General features: G+C 59.9%; 16 protein-coding genes. 6 read left to right on the plus strand and 10 right to left on the minus strand.

All coding sequences use genetic code 11. The annotated features are described in order from the left end of the window. Positions 1–3: 3 nt before the first annotated feature. From L3V85_RS03655 to L3V85_RS03680, 6 genes are all read right to left on the minus strand, one after another. Positions 4–888, minus strand: coding sequence for a hypothetical protein (locus L3V85_RS03655; protein ID WP_237678050.1), 885 nt, complete (start codon positions 886–888; stop codon positions 4–6). A gap of 388 nt (positions 889–1,276) precedes the next feature. Then, positions 1,277–1,591 carry a helix-turn-helix transcriptional regulator gene (locus L3V85_RS03660; protein ID WP_237678051.1) on the minus strand — a complete coding sequence of 105 codons (315 nt, stop codon included), beginning with the start codon at positions 1,589–1,591 and terminating at the stop codon, positions 1,277–1,279. 119 nt (positions 1,592–1,710) lie between these two features. After that, positions 1,711–2,580 carry a hypothetical protein gene (locus L3V85_RS03665; protein ID WP_237678052.1) on the minus strand — a complete coding sequence of 290 codons (870 nt, stop codon included), beginning with the start codon at positions 2,578–2,580 and terminating at the stop codon, positions 1,711–1,713. Between the two features lie 97 nt (positions 2,581–2,677). After that, complete coding sequence (locus L3V85_RS03670) at positions 2,678–3,997, minus strand: TniQ family protein (RefSeq protein ID WP_237678053.1); 1,320 nt, start codon at positions 3,995–3,997, stop codon at positions 2,678–2,680. A 17-nt stretch (positions 3,998–4,014) separates the two neighbouring features. Beyond that, positions 4,015–4,326 (minus strand): hypothetical protein, encoded by a 312-nt coding sequence (locus tag L3V85_RS03675; RefSeq protein WP_237678054.1) that lies wholly within the window; start codon positions 4,324–4,326, stop codon positions 4,015–4,017. Between the two features lie 385 nt (positions 4,327–4,711). Beyond that, entirely contained in the window at positions 4,712–5,533 is an 822-nt protein-coding gene (locus L3V85_RS03680) for a hypothetical protein (RefSeq protein ID WP_237678055.1), read from the minus strand. A 354-nt stretch (positions 5,534–5,887) separates the two neighbouring features. Here L3V85_RS03680 and L3V85_RS03685 point away from each other — a divergent pair, with 354 nt between their 5' ends. The 5 genes from L3V85_RS03685 (at position 5,888) to L3V85_RS03705 (ending at position 16,657) form a co-directional block, all read left to right on the plus strand. Then, a complete protein-coding gene (locus L3V85_RS03685) occupies positions 5,888–6,085 on the plus strand; it encodes a hypothetical protein (protein WP_237678056.1) in 198 nt (65 codons plus the stop codon). A 1-nt stretch (position 6,086) separates the two neighbouring features. Beyond that, positions 6,087–10,733, plus strand: a complete 4,647-nt coding sequence (locus L3V85_RS03690; RefSeq protein ID WP_237678057.1) for an AAA domain-containing protein — start codon at positions 6,087–6,089, stop codon at positions 10,731–10,733. 87 nt (positions 10,734–10,820) lie between these two features. Beyond that, positions 10,821–12,077: a metallophosphoesterase family protein gene (locus L3V85_RS03695; protein ID WP_237678058.1), complete on the plus strand. Its 1,257-nt coding sequence runs from the start codon at positions 10,821–10,823 to the stop codon at positions 12,075–12,077. Beyond that, positions 12,077–15,547 carry a YhaN family protein gene (locus tag L3V85_RS03700; RefSeq protein ID WP_237678059.1) on the plus strand — a complete coding sequence of 1,157 codons (3,471 nt, stop codon included), beginning with the start codon at positions 12,077–12,079 and terminating at the stop codon, positions 15,545–15,547. Before L3V85_RS03695 ends, L3V85_RS03700 begins: the two co-directional genes overlap by 1 nt. A gap of 57 nt (positions 15,548–15,604) precedes the next feature. Next, on the plus strand, positions 15,605–16,657 hold the full coding sequence (locus L3V85_RS03705; RefSeq protein ID WP_237678060.1) for a hypothetical protein: 1,053 nt from the start codon (positions 15,605–15,607) through the stop codon (positions 16,655–16,657). A 168-nt stretch (positions 16,658–16,825) separates the two neighbouring features. Here the strand turns inward: L3V85_RS03705 and L3V85_RS03710 are convergent, their stop codons facing one another. From L3V85_RS03710 to L3V85_RS03725, 4 genes are read right to left on the minus strand one after another with little or no spacing between them, the layout of a single operon-like run. Next, a complete protein-coding gene (locus L3V85_RS03710) occupies positions 16,826–17,734 on the minus strand; it encodes an S-4TM family putative pore-forming effector (protein ID WP_237678061.1) in 909 nt (302 codons plus the stop codon). A 52-nt stretch (positions 17,735–17,786) separates the two neighbouring features. Further along, the gene (locus L3V85_RS03715) at positions 17,787–18,221 is read right to left on the minus strand and encodes a hypothetical protein (protein WP_237678062.1); all 435 of its coding nucleotides are present in this window, start codon (positions 18,219–18,221) and stop codon (positions 17,787–17,789) included. 17 nt (positions 18,222–18,238) lie between these two features. Beyond that, the gene (locus L3V85_RS03720) at positions 18,239–19,495 is read right to left on the minus strand and encodes a cyclic GMP-AMP synthase DncV-like nucleotidyltransferase (protein ID WP_237678063.1); all 1,257 of its coding nucleotides are present in this window, start codon (positions 19,493–19,495) and stop codon (positions 18,239–18,241) included. Between the two features lie 57 nt (positions 19,496–19,552). Next, positions 19,553–19,735, minus strand: a complete 183-nt coding sequence (locus L3V85_RS03725; protein ID WP_237678064.1) for a hypothetical protein — start codon at positions 19,733–19,735, stop codon at positions 19,553–19,555. Between the two features lie 99 nt (positions 19,736–19,834). Between L3V85_RS03725 and L3V85_RS03730 the strand changes: the two genes are divergently transcribed. Then, a complete protein-coding gene (locus L3V85_RS03730) occupies positions 19,835–20,770 on the plus strand; it encodes a WYL domain-containing protein (protein WP_237678065.1) in 936 nt (311 codons plus the stop codon). Positions 20,771–20,776 lie beyond the last annotated feature (6 nt).

Consider the following 20,776-nt stretch of genomic DNA (forward strand, 5'->3'; position numbering starts at 1 on the left):
ACGTTAGAGTAATTCGTTTCGCAGTTTGGACTTGACCATCCGCGTATCGATTTGCAGCAGGCGGGACATCACAATGGGTTTTTCCATATCTATATCAATTCGACCACACCAAGCTGCAGCGCGGAAATATGTTTCCCGATCTTTCTCGTCGAGTCGAGTGAGGCGTGCAGCATGCTCCTTTGCGTCGCTCACAGTTGCTTCATGTGCCACATCCATAAACGCGCTGCCGTAGTCGAGGAATCGGGACGAGTCTTTCAAGGTGAGGTATTCGCTTCGTAGTGGGCATAGAGCATCTAAATTCGCGGCCAAAACCCCGTTGAAATGACTGCCATCGATAACCACGTGCTTTCCGCCGACACTATGGCTGTAAAGCTGCTCCATCAATATTCGTTCTTTCATGCGCTCCCGATTCGGAGCGGACTCCAGCAAGCCGCGCGGTTTGCAACTCCAGTGGATGAGGCGGTTAGTCGACCAGTGGCCAGTGCCCAAGGTAAAATCGATCGTCGCAACGAACGGAATTTTTGTTCCTGGGTAAACTCCGTGGTTGATGCCGGCATCTTTGGCGATCTCGAGGAGTCCGGGCACTGTCCCAAGTTGCCGATCGAGGTCAGGATTTATTCCCGAAGCTGGATGCCGGTGTGGATAGGGCCAGGCGGGATGCTGCTCCCGTACCTCGGTGACTCCTAGCCATACAGCTACATTCGCGGTCGTGTGCTCTAGACCGGAGAGCAGTTGAAGCGCGCGGGTATGCAACGGGTTGGGCCAAGAGTACTGATTGGATACAGGTGAAGATGCCCTCCGCCGAATGCGGATCCACGATTGGTATGTTTCCATTCGCCCCGAGCCGCACCCATTGGCAATGCTCGAGTCGAGTTTTTTTTGGCTCATCGCGCGACTCATGCGAAGAGACCTTTCCACTTGTGCGGAGCAACAGGAGCCTCCCCTGCTTGCCCAGAGAAAAAATGGGTGCGCGCGGTCTGATGGGCGATTACCAAATTGCCACGCACGCAGACGACACAGCGAAGCTGATGTTTCATAGATAAGCTGCTCGGACGCAAAATTAGAGAAAACGATGCGCCGGTGATTCCAAAAGGCGAGCATCGGCCTTGACCCGTGCCGCTTGGGCAGCTAACCTATGGGTGTCTACTCCGTTTCGGTTATGCCGTGCGGGCAAGAGCCATCAGACTCGCGAGGGTTTGATGGTTTTTGTTTTTTTAAGTTTTCAGTCTGTTTTTCACTCCCTTTGAATCAGATCTTGTCTTTCTGAAGTGAAAAATTAGTATGGCTCTTCAGCCGGCTGACTGGTTTTGGAGTTTCGGACTACATCGCTCCTCAGCCAGTGCCCGACATCTTTAGTCGACCAAGCAGTTATATTCTGAGAGATTTTCTGAGGGGCGGGAAAGGTCCCCGCTCTCACTTTTCTCCATAAAGTGGAGTGCGAAAATGGGAGGCGCTGCAATAGTGTTTTCTCTCTTATGTAGGCTCTGTCCGGGAATTGCGACTTTTCGGATGTACCGGAACTAGAAAAACTTCTTCCGCACGCGACACAGAAATCGTCGCCGTAGATGAGTGCTGGGTGAGTCGTTGACATGCGCTGGTACGGGGTGAAACAACCTGCAGTGTCAGCTGGTTTTATCTGACATCAAAATTTTTTTGCTTGTCGAAAAGTTTTGCTTGGCAGGGTAGTTACTTTGCCTGGCAAAGTTGTCGTCAAAGTGCTGAACGCTCTTCCATCTCGTCGAACTCCTTGAGATATTTCAATACTGTTGATCGTGCCAGCGCGCCGCCTTCTTGAAGCAACAAAGCGTAGATTTGGTCTGCCGCGGCACTACGTGACTTGTAGGCGGAGCTTCTGTACAGAGCGTGGATTCGTCGACGCTGGGGCAGGTAGATCGCCGCGCGGGCCTCTGCCCCTGCTTGGGCGGCCAACTTTCTTTCCTGTTTGTGACTCGTCCCAGCAACCGCCAATGTGCTCGCACGGCAGATTTCGCCGGCGATTTCCATCAGCTGTTCGAATTGAGGTACAAGACCGACAACGTATTCGGCCCATGCTCGCCGAAGGACTTCGGGAGAACGTTTATGCCCGAAATCGGTTTCTGGTGCCGCCAGGACCATGTACTCTCCGATCCCACCGCCCATTCGAAGGTGCAACTGTCCCTTCCACAGTGCTAGGACAGCCAGCATTTCGGAGTTCGTAGCGGGTCGATCCTTCACATCAATCTGATCAACCGTCTGGATCCACAGGTTCAAATCGCCTGCCTGCCAGCGCAGATGGTATGCGCGCTCCGCTAATGTCGGTTGTCCCTCGCCATTGGTGTCGATTTCTTCTAGACTGCACCGAAGAATCTCGATGGCCGATAGCTGAAGCTTTTCCTCTATAAAACACGCAACCCGATGAAGCTTTTCAAGCGAAAAATCGCCGATGACCTTGACGGCGCTTTTGAGAGCCTGCTGCGCTTCGAAGCCATAACCAATTACATATAATCCTTTCCTATCAGGCCGAATGTTTTCGAGCAATGATGGGGTCGAATGCAGCAGGCTCTGCAACTCTTGCTGTGCTTGCCGCTCCTGCTCAATCAACGTTGGGTTAATAAAAAAATCTTGGTAGTGAGACTGAGGCAAAACACCCCCCCGAGGCAGGAACTAAAAAATCAAAAACTATTTGATGAGCGGCCCGTCATTGCCAATTGAATGAAAGCTGTACTTGAGTGCTCGGGCTACGGCTTGGTGGAAGGGCGTTTTCTAAAGCCTCCGGCGCGTGGATTCGAAGCCACCTGAAGTGCAGCGCGCAGGCCGACATAATTTCCAATCTGCCGTAGTGAGGATGATTCTGCACAACCTGCTTGAGCGTGGAAAGCGAATGTTCGAGTCGCCGAGCCCGTTTGTAGTATGTCCAATGTGCGACAAGCGCCTTGTCCTTTCTTAACCAATGGGTGATCTCATACTCGGTCAAAGTGACTTCCTTTAAAATCTGTGTTTTAAGGTCGCAAGTTTCAAAAGCGTCGTACAGCGCTTGCGGCGCCCTTGTAAGCCTCGGAGTCAAAATTGCAGGGGGAAAAAGTTCAGCCAACGGTAAGCGCGTCGCGGCATGCGAATACTCATCCTCTAAATTACCTCGTTGGGTCGCTCCAATCCAGGCAAAAGCCATTGCCCACGGCAGCGGGTTGTATTGCGCAGTTTTAAACAGAGGGCTCAGCCAGTTTCTTTGATTAACCCACGCGACGTCAACCGCGGGCAAATCGCTAAAATATGCGCTTGCAAGGGCTGCCAAATGCTTGGATTCATCGGTGCGAAGCTTTATTTCGCTTCGACAAAATCCTGCTGCTCGACACCGACTCCTAAGCATCACTTGCAAAACGGTAGTGTCTAGGGCGTTTTTTCCGACGATCCATGAAATGACTTCATAAAGTCTATGGAGTTTTAGAAAATTCTCTGTAGAAACCACATCTAATTTCGCGTCGGCTGCAAAGTACTCCGGAAGAGCCCATCCGACGTTACGACTATTCTGTTCAATATGAGACAGTATTGAGAAGTGCAAATCACACACCCATACGCCTGGATATTGATGGGAAGTTCTCCAGTAGGTGAAATGGCTGCGGGCTAGGCTCTCATCCACGCATCTTGGGCACCATTTCAAGAGCCGAGCACTCTCGGGGCTGCAGTTCAAGCCGGATGCCGCTCGACTCGCGGCCGAGTTGCTCGAGAGCTTGCACGCGCTTAAGAGTTCACGGCGTCGCACCTCGGGTAGAAGCGGAATGTAAGCACCCAGCAGGCTCCGAAATCGAAGAGTGGATTCGTGGGTTGGAATTACCCCCTTCGATGCGAGCGTGAGGCTAGATAGAGCGGAGGGCACAGCAACGTGCCTGGCCTCCCGGCGGCCGAACAGGTGCGCATCCAGCGAAGGCTCGCCAGACCCGTTTGCATGAAGCACGAGGCGCGCGTATATGCTGTAGATGGTCTCGTCGTCGAAAACGGAGGGAAAGAACGCCGCAGGCATGACTGCATTCGCGTTGGCTAGGTCACCGCTCGTGCAAGCTCGGACGCGCTGTCGTTGTGAGCGAAGGATGGGTTCTGCGGGGCGCTCTTGAGCACGGCGGGGCAGGAGCCGTCGACGCCAGCGAGCGACTTGTCGCCGCCTTCCTTCACAAAATCGAGCAAGCGAGTGAAGCGCAAGCCCTTGCGCACGTCAGTGTCCAAGATCAGTTCGGCCCCGCCCGGATACGCCTCGATGTCGCGCACAAGGATGAGCAGGTGGCTAGTGATGTCGTCTGTCGATTTCGTTGCGCTGCACAGGCCAATGGCCTCTTTCTCGGGATGGGTGATCATCGCGTCAGCGTAACCGCGAAGTGCGGACGTCGCTGAGAACAGGGTTGCACGCGTATGAAGGCAGGCACCGGCCGGGCGGTTTTGTGAATCGTCGCCGTGCTGTCGCACAATAGCCGATCGGCTGCGGTCTGCGTAGTCGCAGAGGCTGCCAGCACGGCAGCAGCTGCCAGAAGCACACAGAACCCAGCCGACTTCGCGGCGAGATCGCAAGAGAAACGAACCGCGTCGGCAGCGAACCAGAGCATGTTTTCAGATTCGGGAGTGGGTAACGGATCGTAGCGGGCTCACGGTCGCTTAAACCGCTTCGCCAGCAGCGCTCCTTTCCGCTTCCCTTTGATCCAGTCCGTGCCGCGCATACCTGCCCGGTAGGCACCGTCCAATCGCTTCATTCGAGTGAGCTTTCGTTCTTCAAGTAGCGAGCGCCTTTGAACTTCTTCAAGTTCGGTCCGCGTCGCACGTTGTTCATCAGGCGCCAGAACCACTGGCGCGGAATCTTGCCCGTAATCGACGGCGGGTAGTCGTAGCGATACATGTCATCAGGCTCCCGCTGGATGGACGCATCGAAGGTGGGCTGAAGGTAAGTCTGCAGGCCCCATCGGATGTTGTTTAGCAACTCGGCAAGCCACGTGCTGTAGTAGAGAAAATAGTTCTCGGCCAAGTGGTTGCGAAAGTCATCAAGAGCCAGAGGCAACATCTCATCGTCGACTTGGTACCCGTGATCCTTGAGCGCTGAGGCAGCGATCCCTGAAACGCCCGTTAACCGCGACAGGTTGTGCTTTGAATGATTGCCGGAGATCGTGATGAGAACAAGGTTGGAGATCGACAACTTCGCCTGCAGGTCGAGGGTCGGGAGCCACAGGCTGACCGTCGGCTTGGCATCCAGCCACTCCTCGAGCTCGATCACCGCTCGTGCAAGCTCGGACGCGCTGCCGTTGTGATCAAAGGATGGGTTCTGCGCGGCGCTCTTGAGGACAGCGAGGCAAGAACCGCTAACGCCAGTGAGCGACTTGTCGCCGCCTTCTTTCACAAAATCGAGCAAGCGAATGAGGAACAAGTCCTTGTGCACGCCAGTGTCGAAGATCAGCTCGGCCTCGCCTGGATACGCCTTGACGTCGCGCACGTGGAAGATCAGGTGATTGGCGATGTCGTCGATCGCTTCCATTGCGATGCATAGGCCAATGGCCTCCTTTTCGGGATGGGTGGTCATCGCGTCAGCGTAACCGCGAAGCGCGGCCGTCGCTGAGCACTGGGTCCAGTCGTCCAAGAAGAGGCGGGGCAAGCCCAGACGTTGGTTAGAGAGTCATCCAACCGATGTCCGTGCTGTTGATTCAACGACTTCGACAGCGACCGAAACACCGCCGATGGCGCGTCGACATGGTCAACCTCACCAACGACTCAGCGTCAAGCATCCCTCCGATGCATCGTGTGTGCGAGCTGACGATCAAAATATTGTGAGAGCACACAGTGATCGCGAGTTATTCTGTATTGCTAATCGCTATACAAGCGAGCCCAGCCGGCCCAGTGCGTGGGCCCGGCGATCAAGCAGGCAACGAGGAGATCAATGGCCGCAGAGAAGAACGTATCCGTGAGCTTCCGAGTCACCCCCGAGTTCAAGTCTCTTTTGGAACTGGCGGCAATGCGCGAGCAGCGTAGCCAAACCAACCTGTTGGAGCGGCTGCTCTTCGACCACTGTCGCAAGCAAGGCATCGCAGCTCCCGTTGCCAGCAAATTGGTGACGCGCGAGAAGGCAGGTGCGTGAGATGAGTGCAGCCGACCTGATGAAGAAGTTGCTCGACTACGTTCTCGAGCAAGCCAAGACCGTCGATCCGAAAGCTTTCAAGCTGGCCGGACACGCCGGGTTCTTAAAGGGGTACGCCGACCTGCAAGGCCTGCCTGGCGTCGACTTCGACGTGCAGGAGGATGGCGACCACATCTGGCTCAAAACGGCCCGGCTGGAAGCACATCCACCACCGGCACTTCCGCCGCTCGCATTGCTGGGCGCTTCGAAGGCAACTCAACCGCCCATCATCGTGAGCGCGGCACCCCATGGGACCCGGCCAAACATCGATGAGGCTGCGTTCCAGCGCCTTGTGGCCCTTCTGCCGCCCGCTCAGCCCGAGAAACTGGCCGAACGCGAAGAATTCATTGACATCAACCGCTCGAAGCTCGTGAGTGCCCTCAACCAGTACGTCCCGCTCTGGGAAGCCTGGGCTGAAGGTGAAAAGCCCCGGCGCCGGACCATCTCGCTCTATGGCGACCTCTTCGCCCTAAAGCACCAGTTGGAAGCAGAAGAGACCGCCAAACCGCAGGAGCTCGTCTGGGGCCTTGGCGTTTCGGCTTGGAAGCTTAGCTACGCCGCGCGCCTTCAAACGTCCATCATCGACTTCCAATACCCGCTCATCACCCAGGCCATGGAGATTGGCATGGATGACCGCACACTGGCATTGGAAGTTCGACCCCGCTCGGTCGGCCCGCAGTTCTCTTTCGATGCCTTCGCGGCATGCCAATTGATGAGCGCACCGGAAGTCGAGAAGGCCGCGCGCGAGGCCTTGGTCAAGGGTGCGGACCGTCCAGTCAGCCCATTCGATCCGGGCAGCTTCGAACATCTGCTCAAGCTCATTGCCGGAAACCTGCACGACAAGGGGCGCTACGAGCAGAACTTCGAGGGTTTTCCCAAGGCCAACGATGAGCTTGTGGTCACCGACGCATGGGTTCTCCTGTCCCGCCCGAAATCCGTCAACTTCTTGCAGGAGGACATCGAGCGCCTCAAAACACGCCTGACACCGGACGTCTCGATTCCGCTTGGACCACTGGCACTCGTGACACCGCCCTCAGACGATCCATCGACGCACGCCTCGTCTGCGTTTCGCGGGCTCTCTGGCACGTCCGGTGGTCACGGCGCCACCGGCAAGGTGCAGGAGCTGTTCTTCCCCCTGCCCTACAACCACGAGCAAGTCACCATCGTCGAGCAGCTTGAGCGCGCTGCGGGGGTCACGGTTCAGGGGCCGCCCGGCACTGGCAAGACGCACACGATCGCGAACATCGTTTGCCATTACCTGGCCACGGGCCGCAAGGTGTTGGTGACCTCCAAGGGCGAGCAAGCACTCGAGGTGCTTCAGTCGAAGATTCCCGAGATGATCCGGCCGTTGACGGTCGCGCTCCTCTCCGGGGACCGCGAGGGCATGCGCCAGTTTCAGGGCTCCATCGAAGCCATCATTCACAACGTCTCGCAGCTCAACCTTGAAGTGGTTCGAGATCAGATTCGCAATGAGCACAGTGGCATCGACCGCGCGCATTCCGAGCTCGCAACCATCGACCGCCGCGTGGACACCATCGCGATGGCGCAACTCTCCGACATCGAAGTCGATGGGATAGGCATGCGGGCCCAAAAGATGGCGGAGCTCGTCATCTCTGGCGAAGAGAAGCACGCTTGGTTCGACGACGTGCTGTCGCTCGACCCGGCCCATGCGCCCCCTATCGACGCGGGGGTGGCGGCCCAGACGCGCGAAGCTCGCCGCCGGCTCGGCAAGGACCTTGGCTACGCGCTCTCCCGCATCCCGGCGAGCGTGAACATGTTGGCGGCCGAGCAGGTCTCTCAGCTGCACGACGCGCTGGTGAGCCTTCGTCAGATTGAAGCGGCGGAGGCGGACGGTGGCCTTCTGGCGTTGCGCGCCATGACGCCCGACGTCCTGGAAGATGCCCGCAAGTTGCTGAGCAAGGTCGAGTCGGCTCGCCAGCTGGCGCACGAACTTGAAGAGACAGGCGAGATGTGGACTCGCGAGCTCCGCAAGAAATGCGGACAGGCCACGTTTGCCAGCGAGCGCGCGGCTTTCGAGGCCCTCTTTGGTGACATTGACAAACTGGTCGCAGCGCGCGCTGAACTCCTGAAGACGCCCATCGATGTGCCCGAACTCGCACTCGCCTCGGCCAAGGTCCGGGAAGCTGTGCAACGCGCGGCGGAGACCGGCAAGCCATTCGGCCTCATGAGCTTCGGCGGTGGCGACGTCAAGGAACTGGTCGCAGGCATTCGCGTCAGCGGTCTTGTGCCATCTTCCGTCGAGCACTGGAAGCACGTGCAGCGCTACCTCGTCCTCCACGAACAGATCCTTTCATTCGGGGTGCGCTGGAACCAGGTCGCAGACCTTCTGTCTCTGCCCAGCCTCCAGGGCGGCGTGGTCGCGCTGCGCCAGGTCGAGCTGGTCACCACGATGGCACGCAAGGTCCACACGCTCGCGACCGTCTACGACGGCCATACGCCCGGCCTTGGAGAACGCGTTTTTGCGAAGCCGCCGACGGCCCAATTGCTCGGAACGTCCAGTCAGCTCGGAGAAGTGCAACAGCACCTGCGAAGCCACCTGACCCGCGTCGAGCTGGCGAGGGCTGCGACCACGTTGGTCATTCTCCAGGAAAAACTGGCAGGCACCACCGGGGCGGTGGCGGACGCGTTGCGAGAGTTTGTCGACAAGGACCTGGGCAATGTCGCCATGCCAGGCGAGCGCGCCACGGCCCGCTACGCCGAACTCGTGGGCGAAATCCGTCGCGTCGAAGCTTTGGTGCATGACCTCGCTCTGGTCAACGACGTGTCCGACCGCCTTGAGCAAGCCGGCGCCGCGAAGTTGTCGGTGCGTGTTCGCAGCCAATTGGTCGATGCATCCGGGGAGGATTTGGCGCTGCCGGTCGGCTGGCGCGAGGCCTGGACCTGGTCCCGTGTGCGGGCCCACCTCGATGCCATCGAGTCGCGCGAAGAGCTGCGCACCCTTGCTGCGCGACGGCGTGACCTCGAAGCGGGCCTGGCGCGTCTCTACGAAAGCGTGGTCTCGAAGTCGGCCTGGCTGTCGACAAAGCTGAGCGCATCGCCGAAGGTGCTGGCGGCACTTGGCAAGTACAGCACCGCGATGCGGCGCATCGGCCAAGGCACGGGCCCCAACGCGACCCGATACCGCCGTGATGCTCAAGCGGCCATGATGGAAGCCCAAGGTGCCATCCCCTGCTGGGTGATGAGCCACTCGAAAGTCTCCGAAACCTTGCCGGCGCACCTTGGCGCGTTCGATCTGGTCATCGTCGACGAGGCCAGCCAGTCCGACTTGTGGGCGCTGCCCGCGGTGCTGCGAGGCAAGAAGATTCTGGTGGTGGGCGACGACAAGCAGGTCTCGCCGGATGGCGGGTTCATCTCGTCGGTCCGCATTCAGGAGCTGCGCGACCGGTTTCTGAGCGAGCAGCCCTACGCTGCGGTTCTAACGCCGGAGATGTCGCTGTACGACATCGCGTCGGCCGTGTTCGCTTCCAACAAGGTGATGCTGCGAGAGCACTTCCGCTGCGTGCCGCCCATCATTGGCTACAGCAACACGTTCTACGACCATCAGATTCAACCCTTGCGCATCCCGAAGGCGTCGGAACGCATCGACCCGCCACTCGTGGACATCTTCGTTCCTGGTGGAACGCGCGGCGCGAAAGCCGAGAACATGATGGAAGCCGAGTGCATTGTTGAGGAAATCGCCGCCATCGTGGCCAACCCTCAACTGGTTGGCCGGACCATCGGTGTCGTCTCGATGCTCGGTCTCGAGCAGGCCAAACGCATCGACTCGATGGTGCGCCAGCGCATGGATGCCAAGGAGCTCATGCGCCGGAAGTTTGACGTCGGCGATGCCCGCCTCTTCCAGGGCAGCGAGCGCGACATCATGTTTCTGTCGATGGTCGTGGGCCAGGAGGGCGCCAAGGCGGTTTCGGGCAATGCCTTCGAACAGCGATTCAACGTCGCGGCGAGCCGGGCGCGCGACCGGATGTACCTTGTGCGCTCGGTGCAGATGGCAGACCTTTCACACTTGGACTTGCGTCGCGGGCTGCTGGAGCATTTCAGCAAACCGGATGCAGGGCCGCAAATGGAGGGAGATGCCAAGTCGCTCATCGACCTGTGCGAGTCGGGCTTCGAGAAGCAGGTCTATTCTGAGCTCTACAGCCGCGGTTACCGCGTGGTCCCGCAGGTGAAGGCTGGTGCGTTCCGCATCGACATGGTCGTTGAGAGCGCCGATGACGCTCGCTTGGCGATCGAGTGCGATGGCGACGAGTATCACGGGCCTGATCGGTGGCAGGCCGACATGGGTCGCCAGCGGGTCCTGGAACGCGCGGGCTGGACCTTCTGGCGCTGCTTCGCGTCGGCTTGGTCCCTGCAACGCGAAGCCATCGTCGAAGAATTGCTGGCAAGGCTGAGTGCAATGGGCATCGAGCCGCTTGGCAAGCTGGAGCGCGTGCCGTCCCTGGTTGAGTATCGGGAATGGCGCCCGGCGGAGTTCGCAAAGACAGCGGAAGGCGCATCCGCGGACGCTTTGGAGGATGCCATTGCAGCGGCATTGACTACGCCAGACATGAACACGGGGGCCGTCGCGGACAGCATATCGCTCAAGGCCTGAACGACAGCATGTGGTGGGGCGGATCGCGTTGCGGCGACGGTCCACGCGCACGGTACATAACGAAGGTTCCTGGAAGGGGAGATCGGCGTGGGATTCAAATTCATTCACACAGCGGACATTCACCTTGACAGCCCGCTCCGCGGGCTGAGTGCCTACGAGAATGCACCCGCAGAGCGTCTGCGCAATGTTTCGCGCGAAGCACTCAAGGAACTGGTGACCAGGGCCATCGATGAAGAGGTCTCCTTCGTCGTGATCTCCGGTGACCTCTACGACGGCGACTGGCGGGACTACAACACGGGCATCTTTTTCGCCGGCCAGATGGGTCGGTTGGCGAAGGCCAACATCCGTGTGTTTCTGCTGCATGGCAACCACGATGCGGAGAGCGAGATGACAAGGAAGCTCGCACTTCCCTCCAACGTCACGGTGTTCTCTTCGAAATCGGCGCACGTTCACAAGATTGACGATTTCAAGGTCGCGCTGCACGGACAGAGCTTTGCCAATCGCGCCGTGCTCGAGAACCTGGCCTCGGGTTACAAGCCGAAAGTGGACGGCTACTACAACATCGGAATGCTGCATACCGCGCTCGAAGGGTATGTGGCCCACCCGACCTACGCGCCATGCACGATCAATGAACTGCACGGGAAGGGCTACGACTATTGGGCGCTCGGCCATGTTCACGATTACCAGATGTGGGAAGGTGCTTCGACCATCGTGTTTCCTGGCAATCTTCAGGGTCGGCATGTGCGTGAGACGGGTCGCAAGGGTGCCGTGTGCGTCTCGGTCGACGATGCGGGGCATGCCACTGTCGACCGGCTTTACCTCGACATCCTGCGCTGGGAAAAGCTCGGGGTGGACGTCGGCGCGTGCGCCAACATCGACGAGGTCGCTCACGCGGTGGGAGCGGGACTGACGGGCCTGCTGGAGGCGGACAGCGTTCCGCGCGCCGTGCGCGTCGTCCTTGAAGGACAGACCCGGCTCCACGGCGCGCTTGTCGGCGCACCGGCCTTGGTGCGCGCACAGGTTTTGGCGCAGGTCGAGGCCATCGATCCGGAGCAGTTCTGGATCGAGAAAGTGAGGGTCGCGACCACCGCGATGGACGCGCCCGCGCCGGGGGAGTCTCGCGAGGCGATGGCCGATTTGCAAGCCATCTTTGCCGAGGCGAGTTCCGACCCCGACTTCATGGCGCACCTACAGCAGCAGCTGCAGCCGTTCCTGAACAAAGTTTCCGACGAAATGAACGAGGACGTGCCGCTGCTGGAACTCGCGCGTCAGAAGCGCTTTTCGGAAATGGTCCTGGAGGTCGCGCCCGCGCTTCTCTCCCAGTTGAACGCAAAGGGGTTGTGATGCGACTGGCCGAACTCGATCTGCTTGCCTACGGCAAATTCACCGACACGAAGCTGCCGTTCCCCAAGGCCGAGCACGACTTCCACATCGTCATCGGCCCGAACGAGGCCGGGAAGTCCACCGTACGCCGCGCCATCACCGAGCTGCTCTTCGGCATGGAGGTGCGCTCCCCACTGGGCTTCAAGCATGCGCAGAGTGACCTGCGACTGGCTGGCGTGCTCGAGGGCGGACCGTCCAGACTCGCCTTCATCCGCACCAAGCAGCAAAAGTCATTGCGCTCGATGTCCGACGAGGTGCTCCAGGAAAGCTATCTGGCAGGCACTCTCGGCGCATTGACCCAGGAAACCTTCGAAGAGCTGCACTGCCTGGACCATGGAAGATTGCTCAGGGGCGGACAAGGCATCGTCGACCCGAAGAACTCCGTCAGCCAGATCCTGTTCCAGGCGGCCTCGGGCCTCGAGGACTTCGCCGTCATCCGCGAGGCCCTCGGGGAACGCGCCAGCGCGCTCTTTGCCAAGACAGGAAAAAACAATCGGTTCGCCAAGGCCTCGGAAAAATTCACCTCCGCGCATCGAACGCTGAGGGAAGTGCAGGTGCGCACCAAGGTATGGGTCGACACGCGAGAAGCGCTGCAGGCCGCAGAGGATGCGCTTGAGAGTGAGCGCGACAGAAGACGAGCTCTGGAACTGCAACGAACGGCCTGGGATCGGGCAAGGCGCCTGGCACACCTGATCTCGGCCCTGGATCAGTTGCAGGCCGAGGACGCGCAACGCGGCGAGGTGACTGTCTTTGCGCCAGGTGCGAGGGAGGTGCTCGAGAGCGGCATCGAGCAGATCAACGCGGCGTCGGCCACCCATTTGACCCGCGAGGAAGATGCCATCCGGGCGCAGACGGCTTTCGATGGGATAGACACCAACGAGGACATCCTCCAGGAATCCGCTTTGATCACCCGGCTGGGCGCCCTGTGCGGCCTGCATCCCAACCACGCCCGCGACCTCCCGCTGCGCCGTGCGGAAGTCAACGCTTGGTTGGCCGACATCATCGAGCGCAGCGAGCAGTTTGGCTGGGGGGTGAGCGAAGCCGAGGTGCGCGCCAGTCTTCCGCAGGACAAAGTCGTGCGATCGATCGATGCGCTCCTGAAGAGCCGTGGTGCCTACGTGGCGGAGGAGCGCGCAGCGCGCGACACCCTGGCGGAGCGCCAGACAACGGTTGATACATTGAAGGAGAAGCTTGCCGCGTCCGCAAGCCAGGGCCCAGATGCGCTGCTCGTGGAGTCCCTCGAGATGGCGCTCCCGTTCAAAGCGAGCGACGCGAACTTGAAAGCTTTGGCGGCCGCCGCGCAGAGCGCACGGACCCTTGCGCGCAACGCCTTGACGAGCTTGGGAAGGCCTGCGCTCACCGAAGACCTCCTCCGGTCGCTGCGCCTTCCGTCCCTTGAGCGCGTGAACGCCTACCGTCAGGGCCGGCAGGATGTGGCTCAGGCCTTGGAGCTCGGGCGATCCCTCGCAACGCAGAGTCAGACCACCGCGGACGGCATTGCGCTGAGCCTGAAACAGTTTGAGCGCTCGCACCAGGTTGTGACCGTCGCACAAGTGTCGGACGCCCGCCGCGATCGGGATCACCATTGGGCCGGCATCAAGGCGGGAAGCTTGTCGCTCACCGAAGGCGCACCTCGGCTGGACACTGCCATTCGGCTGGCCGACGAGTTGGGCGACTCTCGCACACGATCCGAAGCCGACGCTGCGGAGGTGCAGGCCCTGCGCGACCAGATCGAACGGGCAACGCAGGAGCAGGCCCGGCACGACGGCGTCGTCGAACAGAAGGGCATCGAACTCGACGCGCTCGATGCACGATGGCGCGAGACCGCCGCCGCCATGGGCCTTGAGGGCATGGAGCTCGACGATCTCCCTGAATGGCTCAGCCTGAGGGATGCCGCCTTGCGCGCGGCCGACACGGCCGAGCAGAAAAAAGGGGAATGCGACGACGCGCAGGAGGCTGCGCGTCTGGCCCAGGAGGCACTTGCCCAAGCCGTGAGCGCTGCGGGTCTCGTCGTGACCGGCGCCTCAGGCATCGCAGCGCTTTGCGCAATCGCGGACAACCACGTCCAGGCTGCGAACGTCAATCGCACGCGTCGTCTGGATCTGCAGCAGCAGCTGGAAAGCGCGGAGACGGCGTTGCGGGTCGCCACGACGGCCAAAGAAGCGAAGGGGCAGGCCCTGCTCGAATGGAACACGAAATGGGAAGCGACGCTCGCCCGTGCCAATCTCACTGGCCTCGGTGGCGACATCGGCGAAGCCGAGGCCGCCATCCGGGCTTGCGAGTTCATTCGCCAGCGCATGGAGCGGGTCGACACGATGCGGTTGGAGCGAATCGAAACGATGGAGGCCGACCTGCGCACAATGCAAGAGGCTGCTGCGACTCTGACCGAGAAGATGGCTCCGGAACTGGCAGGAAACGCGCCTGAGGAGGTGTTCGGCATCCTGAATGCGAGGCTCGAGGAGGCGAAGCGGGGGGCGGATCGCAAGTCGCATGCGCAGAAATACCTCGACGACGCCTTGCGTCGCCGCGACGACGCGAACTCGGATCTGCTGCAGGCCAGACGGAGTCTGGCGCCTTTGCTCGGTATCGCGGGCGTCGATGAGCCGAAGCTTGCGCTGCCCCTGATTGAGCGATGGGAGACAAGCAACAAACAGCAGGCGGAGATCAGCCGAATCCAGAAAGAAATCGATTCGCACTCCGACGGCCTGCCGCTCTCAAAAATTCGACAGGAGGTCGCCAGTCATCCGGCCGACCAGGCGGCCGATCAGGTCCTGCGCTTGAAGGACCTGCTCAGCGATTCCGATCTCAAGCTCACGTCGCTCGTAACGAGCCAGATCCAGGCGAGGGCCGCATTCGACACGATCAACGGCGGCGACAAAGCAGCCGTTGCCGAAGCCGAGCGGCACGAAGCATTGGCCGAGATGTCGGAAGTGAGTGAGGAGTACCTGCAGCTTGCAACCGCAGGCAGCTTGCTGAAGTGGGCGGTGGACCGCTACCGCGACCGGAAGCAAGGGCCGCTTTTGGACCAGGCCAGCGAAATTTTCAGGGACCTGACGCTCGGTGCCTTCCAGAAGCTGCGTGTCGATTTTGAGCAGACGCCTCCAGCCCTCGTCGCCTACAGGCCGAACTCGCTGGCGGTCAAGGTTTCTGGCCTGAGCGACGGGACGCGAGACCAGCTCTTCCTGGCGCTGAGGATTGCCGCGCTGGAGCTTCAGTCGGATCAAGGAACACCGGTCCCCTTCATCGCGGACGACCTCTTCATCAACTTCGATGACAGGCGATCGCAGGCGGGTCTGGAGGCCCTGTTCGCTCTCTCGGCCAGCACCCAAGTGATCTTCCTTAGCCATCAGGAACACCTGCTGCCGGTGGTCCAAAAGCTGTTTCCGCAAGCGAATCTGCTCCAGTTGAGCGCCGATGAGGTTGCTGCGTAATGTGCGGTACGAAATGACGACGGCTCAAAAGCGGCGGCGACCGGCCAGGAGGGTGCAATGTTCATCAAACGATTTCTGACTGGCCTGTTCGGTGGCCGCTCACAACGGCCGAACTCGCCGGCGAATCTCTCTGCAAACCCCTCCGGTGGAACGGCGTCAACTCGGCCGGCGGCGCGACCGAAAAAGACTGACCGTGACACCCGCTTCGATCACTCCGTGTTGACGGTCGGCTCGCTGCGCTTCGTCGGGCAAGGTGTCCGTTCGCCCAACAAGCGGTGGGTGGTTGGCTGTTCAGACCGCTTGCCTGGCATGAACGCACGCCTCGATGAACTCGACGGATCTGCCGTGCTCGTGGACTACTTAGAAGACCGCATCCTGGCGAGGTTGACAGGGCTGTATCGTCCAATGGACGCTGCGGTGGCAGACGATGGCACGTTCGTGGTGAACGACGCCAACTTCGGCAACCGGTTGAGCGCCGAGGTTCAGGCATTCGACGTCAAGGGGCGCAAGCTGTTCGGACGGAAATACAAAGCCAACGTCTTCAACCTGGCCATTTCTAAGTGCGGACGCTACGCCGTTGTCCAAACAGCCAACGCCGACAACCAAGACGGTCACCTGCTCGAGTTGTTCGACTTGCAGGCAGGAGGCCCCATGTTCTCGCGCACCCCGGCGACGGGCTGGGCAGACCAGTACAGCTTCGTTGTCGACGACCGCGGCAACTTGAAGCATCTGACAGTTGTCCACAATGACATCGGTCGCTTCAACTATTCGCCAGAGGGAGAGTTCCTTGAGGCCGCCGCCTATCAGAATGCTCGCCTGAAAAAGGGAGCGCCGGAGATGCGTATTTATGCGGCCAAGGAGGCGCAAAAGGCTGACCCCGAGAACCACCAACTTGCGCAGGAACTGATCGCTGTCCTCGATGCTGCGCTGGGTGAGCTGACCATCGATCGCACAGACTATCGTGCGATCGGACTGCGTGTGAAGGGCGAAGCCATGGAGTTGACAGGTCGGCCGGGTGACGCTCTTGCTGCTTACGCAGAGGCCGTGAAACTGAATCCAAAAATAGGTGTGGCCAAACGGCTTGCTGCGCTGAAGAAGGGAATGCCGTGATCAGGAAGCGCTATGAGGGGCCCGTCGAGCGTTCGCTAGTACCCATCCGAGATGCTGCGCAGGACGCTCGAGCCGAGCGCAAGATCGCAACAGAGCCTCTTCTGATGGACGCGCGCTGGGTGACGGGCTGAATGGGACCAAGCTTTTGCCTTTATAGAGATTTGGCTCTCAGGGCTTCATGGCCTGCTCCGCTTCAGCTACGAGATGCGCTGCCCCCGAGTTCATCTGCACCTCATGTTCATCGCGCAAGCGTTTGAAGAGGAAATCGAAGACCAGTGGATTGCGCTTCCGCCCATCAAAAATCTCTCCTTGCAAAGCTCGTGACTCATTTTCTAGCGTACGGTCGTCTGCTCCGCTGAGCGCGGCCTTCCAGGATTTCTCTGCGCACGCGCGGAGAATGTCCAGCCTGTTGGCGGCCTCACGGTTGTCGCTCCATTGTTGATAGGCTTGCTTTAAAGTCGACAACATGGGGAACAGCACAATCAAGATCAACTCATTGACCGAAAGCTTTGCAAAGACGCCCAGGGCAAGGACGACGAGGAAACTCGTGAGCAGAATTCCGCCCATGACGGACGCGTATTTGCGGCGCTGCTCGGCATCCCACCAGCAGTTCGTGCGCTGACAGATTAGACGGGCCATTGGCATGGGCAGGCTGCCCACCACCACCGAGTACCAGTCCTCCAGCGACGTCATCGTGTGGGCGATCTTTTGATAGCGGGCAGACTGTCGGATCACGTTTTCATGCGGCTCCTGGCTGCCCACTCGCGTTGCATCCCAACTCAGGTTCAACACCTCGCAGTCGAAGCGTTCCTGGATTCGGGCACCGGATTCACGAAGACGTTTTTGCTTTGGTGTGAAGTACGCGAGATCGAGCACAAGGACGATCACTCCCCACAGCGCAACAATGATCTTCCAGTCGGGCACGAAGATGCTCACCATGGCCGTCGCTGCTGCCAGTGGCCCAATCAGCACCAGTTGGAAAGCCAGCAAGCACTTGGCGTCCGAATAAGTTTGCCGTTGCGCGCTGAGTAGCTGCAGTGAATACCGCTCGTTCTGCTTCGTGATGATCTGGTTCATGCGATCCCTCTGCTCCCATTGTTTTTGACTGACGTAGTTCAATTTGGCGGCGTCACCGCCACCGCTTCTTCTTCGGCACTGGATGCTCGCCGCCGCCCGCCCACTGGTCGGTCACGAGCCACTCTTCAAAATAATTCAGCCACTCGCTGGTCCACGCGATGTAGGTCTCCAGCAGTCGCATGTGAGAAGACCATTCGCTCTTGCGAGGGAGCCAGAGGCAGAGCTTGGTGCCACCACCATCGTGTCGGTAGATGTGCGGAAGCGTTCGTCCATCTGACAGTTCGAGCAGATTGGGCGACAGGATGAACATTTCCGGGAAGCCAGTCCGCGTCATCACCAGCAGGCATTGATATTGACGGGAGAAGGCCGTCGGCGAGATCGCAAACCGGAAGCGCAGCTCGCGACCTTGAACCAGTTGCACTTGCGCATCGGGAAAGCGTAGCGCCCGCAGCTCGTAAGCCCGCTCGGGCAGGGTCGGCGCCGGCATGCTCGGTCTGCGACCCATCAATCACCGAAATTGGTGTGGGCGCGGCTCGGTGTGGAAATCGCAGCAGATCCGCCAGCGATGAAGACAGCCTGGCCCGACGTCCTCTTTTCCTCGCGCCGTGCGGCGTTGTCCTCGAGCACCGCGTTCTTTGCACGGTCTCCGAATGCGCGTTCGGCAGCCTTGGCAATGACGTCGAGGCCGGCGCTTTGATCGATGGCATCAACGAGGGCGGTCAGGTCCGTCTGCAGGCGTTCGTGCCAAGCATCGAACGCCTTCTGCTTGGAGCTCGTGTCCATGCAACCTGCCAGGTTGTCGTTCAGGGCGGTCGGGTTGCTGAGATACCAAAACTCCCTGCCTTCAGGCAACTGGAGGCGCTGGAAAAGCTTGGGCATCAGCGACACCATGTCCAGCAGCAGGTCCATGGGGCCATCGTGTGGCTTGGGCGCTTCAATCGCGTAGGCATTGGCGACAAGGGTCGTGAGGAAACTCGAGGGCGGTGCCAGATCCAACGTGCCCGAGGGTGCACCGAACCGAATGTTGCGATTGATCTTGGTGAGCTGCACCAGACGCGACAGCAGGCGGCCAAAAACTTCGTCCGCATCAGGCAGCGGCACCAGTTCGGACTTTCGCATCGAGTCGAATGTCATGTGCATCGCGGTGGAGCGTTCGAACGCCGGCGAGATCTGCGCGATGAGGTCGAAGGCTTTGCAGTACCCACGCGGGTTGGTTGAGATGTAGCGCTGCAGGTCGCGGTCGGGGATGCTTGCGTGCGTGTCGCCGTGCATCACCACCTGCGAGGGGTCGTCGATGATCGGCGCGAAGTCGGCCGTCATGCCACCGGCGTAGGTCAGCGTGACGCACCGTTCGTGTCGCTTGATTTCCAGACCGTGCCGGTCGGCGTAGCGCTTCAACGCGACGTAGAGGTGTTCAATGAGGAGTGCGGGGCCGGTCGAGCCACTGTAGCGGCGCATGCCGGCTGCTTCCAGGCAGGCGGCCAAGTCGATGTCGTAGCCGGTCCGGCATGCGTCAATGGGTCGAACCATCGTTCCGAGCTGCCGGGAGCCGTGCGCATGAACCCGGTACAGCAAGCCATCGAATTCCGGGCAAGTCGCCAGGTAGTCGCCTGTGCTCCCGTAGGCTCGGTCGAGCTCCTCGAGTTGGGTGGTGGTCGGCTCGTAGACCCGCGCGATCTTCTCGGCGAGGTAGAAGAATTTCGCAGACGCCGCATCGGAAAAACGGCGGCGGGTCGGAAGCTGGGGAAGATCGCGTTGCATGTGTAGGTCTCCGTGCGAGGGGGTGGAGACCGCAAGCGCCGGTCCTTCCCGCCCGCGTTAGTTGCTGGGTTTTTCCTTGCGAACGCCCTTGAACGGTTCGCCGTCTGCCTTCTGGTCCATGAAGCGCCCGGAGTCCGAATCGCGCTTGGTCCAGACCTGGTTGGTCGGGTTGAACACTTGGGAGCGGTCTTTCACCGCGCCGACGCGAGCGTCGTCACCGATCGGTTTGTTCTTCGCCATGGAAGCTCCTGTTGCTGTAATGCCTAAATCTTAGGCGATCATTTTGGGTATGTCAACGGATCTTAGTGGTTCTGTATTCTGATCGAATATGATTGCCCCATGCCATACCTCGATCAAGAAGCGCGTCGCCGTGAGGTCGACGAAATTCCGCGCACTCAACGTGAGCGTCTGGCATTCATCGACTTCCAGCTCTACTTTTTGGGTGAGCTTCGGCGACAGGACCTGATCGATCGATTCGAGTCCGGACCCGCCGGTGCAACGCGCGACATCGCTCAGTACAAGGAGATCGCCTCCGAAAACCTGGAGCTCGACAAGGCAGCGAAGCTCTATCGACCTACCAAAGCCTTTGAGCCGCTTTTTGACCACGCGCCCCAGCGCGTGCTGACAGCGCTTTCGCAGGGCTTTGGTCAAGGTCTTGATGCGCAGTCGCAACCCATGGTGCGATGCGAATACCCGACTGCGTTGAATCTGCCAGCGGCTTCCGTGATCGCGCCGATCACCCGGGCGATCCGTCTGGGGAAGGCTGTGCGGCTCCACTACACCTCCGTCGCAAGTGGCCGGACCCTCAAGGAACTGGTACCTCTGGCACTGGTCGACATCGGTCTGATGTGGCAGGTGAGGGCGTTCGACCGGAAGCATCGCCAGTTTCGAGACTACGTACTCACGCGCATGCAAGATCCCAAGGTGCTGGATGACCGCCCTGTGCTCAAGGAAGAGACCGTAGAGCAAGACGTGCTGTGGAATCGTGTCATCGAGCTGGAACTGGTCACGCACCCGAATCATCCAAGATCTGAAATCGTCGAGATGGACTACCCAATGGTGGACGGTATGCTTAAGGTACGAGTGCGCGCTGCGCACTCGGGCTACATGCTCCGACGCTGGTGCGTGGACTGTTCTCCAGACCACAGCCTTGCCGCTCGCGATTTTCCACTGTGGCTCAAAGAACCGTTGGATTTGTACGGGAGCGAAGCCGAGCTTGCTCCCGGCTATGTCGATCCTCGCGCAGGCAACGGAAAAAAGATTCGCGCAATGTAGGGGATG

It is taken from the genome of Variovorax paradoxus (assembly GCF_022009635.1).
In the GTDB taxonomy this organism is placed as follows: domain Bacteria; phylum Pseudomonadota; class Gammaproteobacteria; order Burkholderiales; family Burkholderiaceae_C; genus Variovorax.